This is a genomic window from Psychrobacter pasteurii, from assembly GCF_900162815.1.
In the GTDB taxonomy this organism is placed as follows: domain Bacteria; phylum Pseudomonadota; class Gammaproteobacteria; order Pseudomonadales; family Moraxellaceae; genus Psychrobacter; species Psychrobacter pasteurii.
Map to the genome: position 1 here is coordinate 1 of NZ_FUGD01000070.1, position 6,344 is coordinate 6,344.

Consider the following 6,344-nt stretch of genomic DNA (forward strand, 5'->3'; position numbering starts at 1 on the left):
CAATAATCTAGTCGGGTTATTTTAGGCTTCTTCATGACTATTATGGTACTACGCTATGCTTTAGGTTGGCAATATATCTCTGGTTTTGCGTAAGTCCTATATGAGCTACCTCAAACCATTGCATCTGTAGCCCAAGCCATACCACACTCAAACTAAATATACAGCCACCAACGATATTACCAACAATGACCACCCCCCACAGCTTAGCAAGCTTAGTGACGGTTTCAATCCCTGCGACAACAGGTAGGCTCAAAAGAGAGGTCTGTTCGGTATAAAGAATGGATTGACCAATGACGACAGCGATAAAGCCAACAGGGTATAATAAAGAGGCGAGCGTTAACGCATAGTGAGTCGGCATCAAGTCTACTAGTAGTGCATAGACACTCAATAGCATAATAAAGCTGATACCAATCTCTAACCCTGCGATAAGTGCACTGGTAAATATCGATCCGTATGAGCGCTTAAACGTACTGCGGGCGTGAACAAACTCTTCGGCCAAAATACTGCCGTAGCTTTTGGGCTGGCTAAAGCTTTCATCATCGGTTAAGGTTTTAATGGACTCTTTTTCAAGTTCGTTGACATTATCCCCAAAATCTTCATCATTTAGATTATGGGTTAGGTTTTGATTGTCTTGCTCTTCATTGTTATCTTTGTTTTTTACAGCACTATCCATAGAGGCATCAGCAGCTGTGCTTGCACTCTGATTGGGCGCATGGTTTGAATCTGTGGTGTTACCCGTGGGATGCTGTGGGTTTGGTTTAGAAGAGTCCATAAGCTCGCTTCAGGTTGATAATCAAGTTCAGTGAATGGTAAAAAGAGCAGCGTGTGATTCCTACTATTTAGAGTATCAAATTTGAGTCGGTTATATTTAGGGTTTAAGTTACCAATATTCACTTAATATAGCCCCAATATAGTGTGCTAAATCGGCTTAGCATCTAACAAAATTGCGCCATCTGCGTTAAAATCATAGTATCCAATTCATTTATATTTTGCGTTTTCGTTAAATTAGTTAAAACAGCCATTGTTAACAAATAACCATTAACCATCCATCATTAATATAAGACACTTCTATTATGAGCAATCAAAATTTGACGGCATCTATCCAATCAGCATTAAAGCAATTAGAAAATGCGTACAACCCAGGTGAAGTTGAAAAGGGGATGTATCAAGGCTGGGAAGAAAAAGGTTACTTCCAGCCAAAATACGACAGTGATAAATCATTCTCTATCGCCTTGCCGCCGCCGAACGTCACTGGTAGCTTGCACATGGGTCATGGCTTTAACAATGCCATTATGGACTCGTTAACCCGCTATCACCGTATGCTTGGTGACAATACTTTATGGCAACCAGGTACTGACCATGCTGGTATCGCGACTCAAATGGTAGTAGAGCGTCGTCTAAACGCTGAGGGTATTAAGCGTACTGACCTAACTCGCGAAGACTTCATCGATAAAGTGTGGGAGTGGAAAGAAGAGTCGGGCGGTAACATCACCAGCCAGATTCGTCGTTTGGGCTCATCGGTAGACTGGACGCGTGAGCGTTTTACCATGGATGAAGGCTTGTCGAATGCGGTAAAAGAAGTATTCGTACGCCTGCATGAAGATGGTCTGATTTATCGTGGTAAACGTCTGGTGAACTGGGATCCTAAGTTCCAAACCGCCTTATCTGACCTAGAAGTTGAAAACCATGACGAGAAAGGCTCGCTGTGGCACTTCCGTTATTATTTCACCGACAAATCAGTAAAAACTCAAGACGGTAAAGATTACGTTGTGGTTGCGACCACACGTCCAGAAACCTTATTAGGTGATACAGCGGTTGCGGTTAATCCAAAAGATGAGCGTTATGCGGACCTAGTAGGCAAGACCATCACGCTACCGATTACTGGTCGTGAAGTGCCTATCGTTGCCGATGATTATGTCGAAAGTGACTTTGGTACTGGTGTGGTAAAAATCACCCCTGCGCATGACTTTAACGACTATGAATTAGGTCGTCGTCATGACATGCCACTGATTAACATCTTTGATGGTAATGCGCATATCTTGCCAGAGATGGAGATTTTCCCAGACCTGCAAACGCGCGATCCTCAGCTTGAGAAAACACCAGAAGCGTATGCCGGTGTTGAGCGTTTTGAAGCGCGTAAACAGTTGGTTGCTCAAGCCAAAGAAGAGGGCTGGCTAGAAGACATCGAAGATTATCAACTAAAAGCTCCACGCGGTGACCGCAGTGGCGTTATCGTTGAACCATGGCTAACAGACCAGTGGTATGTGGCAGTTGAAGAGCTTGCTAAGCCATCGATTGAAGCGGTAGAAAACGGCGATATCGAGTTTGTACCAGCTCAATACAAAAACATGTACATGGCGTGGATGCGTGACCTACAAGACTGGTGTATCAGTCGTCAGCTGTGGTGGGGTCACCGTATTCCTGCATGGTATGACAACGAGGACAACATCTATGTCGCTCGTGACGAAGCCGAAGTTCGCACTAAGTACAATCTAGATGAAAGCGTTGAATTACGCCAAGACGAAGACGTGCTAGACACTTGGTTTAGCTCAGGTTTATGGACCTTTAGCACCCTAGGTTGGGGCGACCCACAAGCGGACAAAAAAGTACTTGAGACCTTCCACCCAACCAGCGTGTTGGTAACTGGTTTTGACATCATTTTCTTCTGGGTTGCCCGCATGATTATGATGACCATGCACTTCATGAAAAATGAAGACGGCACACCGCAAATTCCGTTCAAGACTGTGTATGTACACGGCCTAGTACGTGATGGTCAAGGTCAGAAAATGTCGAAATCAAAAGGTAACGTACTCGATCCAATCGACTTGATTGATGGTATCGACCTTGAGACCTTGGTTGCCAAGCGTACCAGTAACATGATGAACCCGAAAGATGCGGCGAAGATTGAGAAGCAAACCCGCAAAGAGTTCCCAGAGGGTATTCCTGCCTTTGGTACCGATGCATTGCGCTTCACCTTTACCTCGCTTGCCAGCACCGGTCGTGACATTAACTTTGACCTAAAACGCGTCGAAGGTTACCGCAACTTTGCTAACAAAATCTGGAACGCTAGCCGTTTCGTACTGATGAACTGTGTGGACAAAGAAGGCAATGCGCTAGCGATTGATAACCAAGAGAATGTAGACGTTTGGGAGTTGCCAGAAAAATGGATTATGAGCCGTCTAAACTCAACGGTTGCTAATATCCATCAGCATTTTGAGCAGTATCGCCTAGATATGGTCAGCCACGATATCTATGAGTTCATCTGGAACGAATACTGTGACTGGTATGTTGAGCTTGCCAAGGCCAGCCTCAACGATGACACTGTGGCAGACGAGCGTAAGGCGCAAATTCGCTATGTACTGCTTCATGTATTAGAAACAGCGATGCGTTTTGCACACCCAATGATGCCGTACATTACTGAAGAGATTTGGCAGACAGTTGCGCCTCTATTGGGACGCAAAGACACAGAGAGCATCATGATTGCCGACTTCCCAAGCGTCAATGAGTCGCACATCAATGACCAAGTTGAAACTGACATGACCTGGTTACAAGAGCTTATCGCTGGCGTGCGTAACATTCGCGGTGAGATGAAGCTAGGTAATGCGGTACGTTTGCCAGTGCTGCTTGAAAACATCACTGATGAGCAGACGGAACGTCTAAACCGTATCGAAAACCAGTTCAAGGCACTGGCCAAAGTCGAAAGCTTAACCTTGCTTAAAGAGGGCGATGAAGTCCCATTGTCATCATCAAGCATGGTCGGCAAACTGCGTATCTTAGTGCCAATGAAAGGTCTGATTGACCCAACAGCGGAGCTAAAACGTCTGGCCAAGTCTCAAGAGAAGCTGCAAAAGCAAGCGGACGGTATAGCGCGCAAGCTTGCCAATGAAGGCTTTGTCAGCAAAGCACCTGCTGAGGTTGTTGAAGCAGAGAAAGTGAAGCTTGAGGAGCTAGAAGGTCAGTTAAAAGTTATGGCAGATCAAATGGCGCAGTTAGAGGCGTTGTAATGGCTAATCTGGAAGTTCAGATTTAAGTTTTATAACTAAGTCGTAGACTACTTTCAGTATCTAAAATTCAGTTTTTAGATTGCCTAAGACGAAAAACCGCTACAGTATTATGCTGTGGCGGTTTTTTTAATCCCCTGCTAATATGTACAAGAAAGAAGTTCTGAGTTATTAATAAAAATAAAGGCTCTAGATTAACAATCTAGAGCCTTTAAAATAACTGACCATAACCAATGTATTTAAATATTGATAAGTGTTTTGGTAATGTAGAACTAAACGCCTTGCAGAGCTGGTTTCAGCACGATACCTGAAGGTTTTAGCTTAGTAATCGAAAAACCAGTAATGGCATATAATATTGAAATGATAGGTACGGTAAAGTTAAGAATAGCATAAGGTACAAATTCTAAAACACCCACCCCTAACGTCGCTAGAATAAATACGCCGCATGTGTTCCAAGGTATAAATACCGATGTGAGCGTTCCACCGTCCTCTAATGCTCTTGAAAGGTTTCTTGAGTCCAGTCCACGCTCTTGATACACACTTGAGAACATACGTGCTGGTACCACAATAGAGATATATTGTTCCGAGCAAGTTGCGTTAGTAAAGAAGCATGACGCAATGGTTGTTGGAATGAGGGTTTTTGCAGACTTCGTCATTCCTGACATTTTCTCTACAATCGATCTAAGCATACCCGTATTTTCAAGAATACCACCGAATGTCATTGCCACAATGGTTAACGAAACGGTATACATCATAGATTCAATGCCACCTCGGCTGAATAACGAGTCGATAAATTCATTACCGCTTTCAATCACATAACCATTTTGAAGGGCACTAAGCGAATCGCCTACCGTCAATCCTTGAACAAATATCTGGCAAATAAAACCAAGAAGAACGCCGACGGTTAAAGCCGGTAATGCGGGTACTTTAAAGGCGACCATGACGATAACTGTCAGAGGTACCAGAAGAAGTAGTGGAGATATAGTAAAGTTCTCTTGAATAGATAGCATGGTGCTACTTATTCTGGTTAACTCAGCTTCTGAGCTTACAAAACCTGAACCTAAGTATCCATAGGCTGTTAAGGCTATGAGTAGGGCAGGAATGGTTGTATAAGTCATGTGCTTAATATGCACAAACAAGTCTGTATGAGTCAGACCAGAGGCAAGGTTAGTTGTGTCTGATAAAGGCGACATCTTATCACCAAAATAAGCGCCTGAAATCACTGCTCCAGCGGTCATGCCAGGCGGTATTCCCATACTTGCACCGATACCCATAGCAGCGATACCAACGGTACCCATCGTCGTCCAAGAGCTACCAATCGATAGCGAAACGATAGCACACATGAGGGTTATGGAGACTAAAAATAAATCAGGTTTTAAGAAGCTTAAACCGTAATAAACCATGGTGGCAACAATCAGTGTTTAAAGGGTTGTAAGTTAAAATTAACCTCGTCATACTAAAAGTATGAAAACACTCAAACTACGCATTAAAGACAAACACATAAAAGAGCTGAATCAGCTAAGCGGTTCAGTGAACTTCGTGTGGAACTATATTAATGCACTTTGCTTTGAGCATCTAAAACGTACCGGTAAGTTTTTTAGTGCTTATGATCTAAGTGAGTATACCAAAGGTAGCGGTGAGTCTTTAGGATTACACAGTCAAACACTGCAAGCCATCAATGAATCTCACGCCAAGACCCGAAAACAATTTAAAAAAGCCAAGCTTAACTGGCGTACCAATCGTCCTGATGCCAAACGAAAATCACTGGGTTGGATACCTTTTAAAAAGTCTGCTATCAAATACCTAAGCACAAGACAAACAGGCAAAAAAGCACTTAAATCAACAATTCAGCTATCCCTATCTAAAGGTCAAAAGCTTATTATAGATGTATTCGATAGTTACAATCTAAGCCTATATCAGATAAACACGCTTGAGATAGTACAAGATAGTCGTAATCGTTGGTATGCGTGTATTACTGTTAAAGACTTTCCTAAGCAAGTAAGTGGCAATGGTAGCGTTGGTATTGACTTAGGTTTAAAAGAGTCTGCCACTACCTCAAATGGCACCAAGCTAATTATTAAGCAAACGCAAAAGTGGGCGAATAAATTAACAGTAGCCCAGCGTGCTAAGAATAAAAAACGTGTCAAAGCAATCCACGCCAAAATTAAAAACACAAGATTAGACTTAATTCATAAATTCACCACCAAGCTTGTTAAAGACAATGCCTTAATTGTGGTTGGTGATGTTAAATCACGCTCATTTACAACTAAAAAAACCAAGCTAGCTAAATCAACATACGATGCAGGATGGTTTGAACTTAAACGACAACTGGAATATAAATGC

General features: G+C 42.8%; 4 protein-coding genes. 2 read left to right on the plus strand and 2 right to left on the minus strand.

Features of this window, described 5'->3' with window-relative positions; genetic code table 11:
- Positions 1-40: 40 nt before the first annotated feature.
- Positions 41-772 carry a formate/nitrite transporter family protein gene (locus tag A1232T_RS05250; RefSeq protein ID WP_077448437.1) on the minus strand — a complete coding sequence of 244 codons (732 nt, stop codon included), beginning with the start codon at positions 770-772 and terminating at the stop codon, positions 41-43.
- Positions 773-1,073: 301 nt separating this feature from the next.
- Between A1232T_RS05250 and A1232T_RS05255 the strand changes: the two genes are divergently transcribed.
- Positions 1,074-4,004 carry a valine--tRNA ligase gene (locus tag A1232T_RS05255; protein ID WP_077448438.1) on the plus strand — a complete coding sequence of 977 codons (2,931 nt, stop codon included), beginning with the start codon at positions 1,074-1,076 and terminating at the stop codon, positions 4,002-4,004.
- A gap of 269 nt (positions 4,005-4,273) precedes the next feature.
- Here A1232T_RS05255 and nhaC read toward each other — a convergent pair whose 3' ends face one another.
- Complete coding sequence (gene nhaC, locus A1232T_RS05260; RefSeq protein ID WP_077448439.1) at positions 4,274-5,404, minus strand: Na+/H+ antiporter NhaC; 1,131 nt, start codon at positions 5,402-5,404, stop codon at positions 4,274-4,276.
- Between the two features lie 61 nt (positions 5,405-5,465).
- Between nhaC and A1232T_RS05265 the strand changes: the two genes are divergently transcribed.
- On the plus strand, positions 5,466-6,344 hold an 879-nt coding region (locus A1232T_RS05265; RefSeq protein ID WP_077448440.1), incomplete at its 3' end, for an RNA-guided endonuclease InsQ/TnpB family protein.

Bases quoted from the DNA above. Each gene is read 5' to 3' on its own strand.
- A1232T_RS05250 (WP_077448437.1), bottom strand. From the start codon at position 772: ATGGACTCTTCTAAACCAAACCCACAGCATCCCACGGGTAACACCACA.
- A1232T_RS05255 (WP_077448438.1), top strand. From the start codon at position 1,074: ATGAGCAATCAAAATTTGACGGCATCTATCCAATCAGCATTAAAGCAA.
- nhaC (WP_077448439.1), bottom strand. From the start codon at position 5,404: ATGGTTTATTACGGTTTAAGCTTCTTAAAACCTGATTTATTTTTAGTC.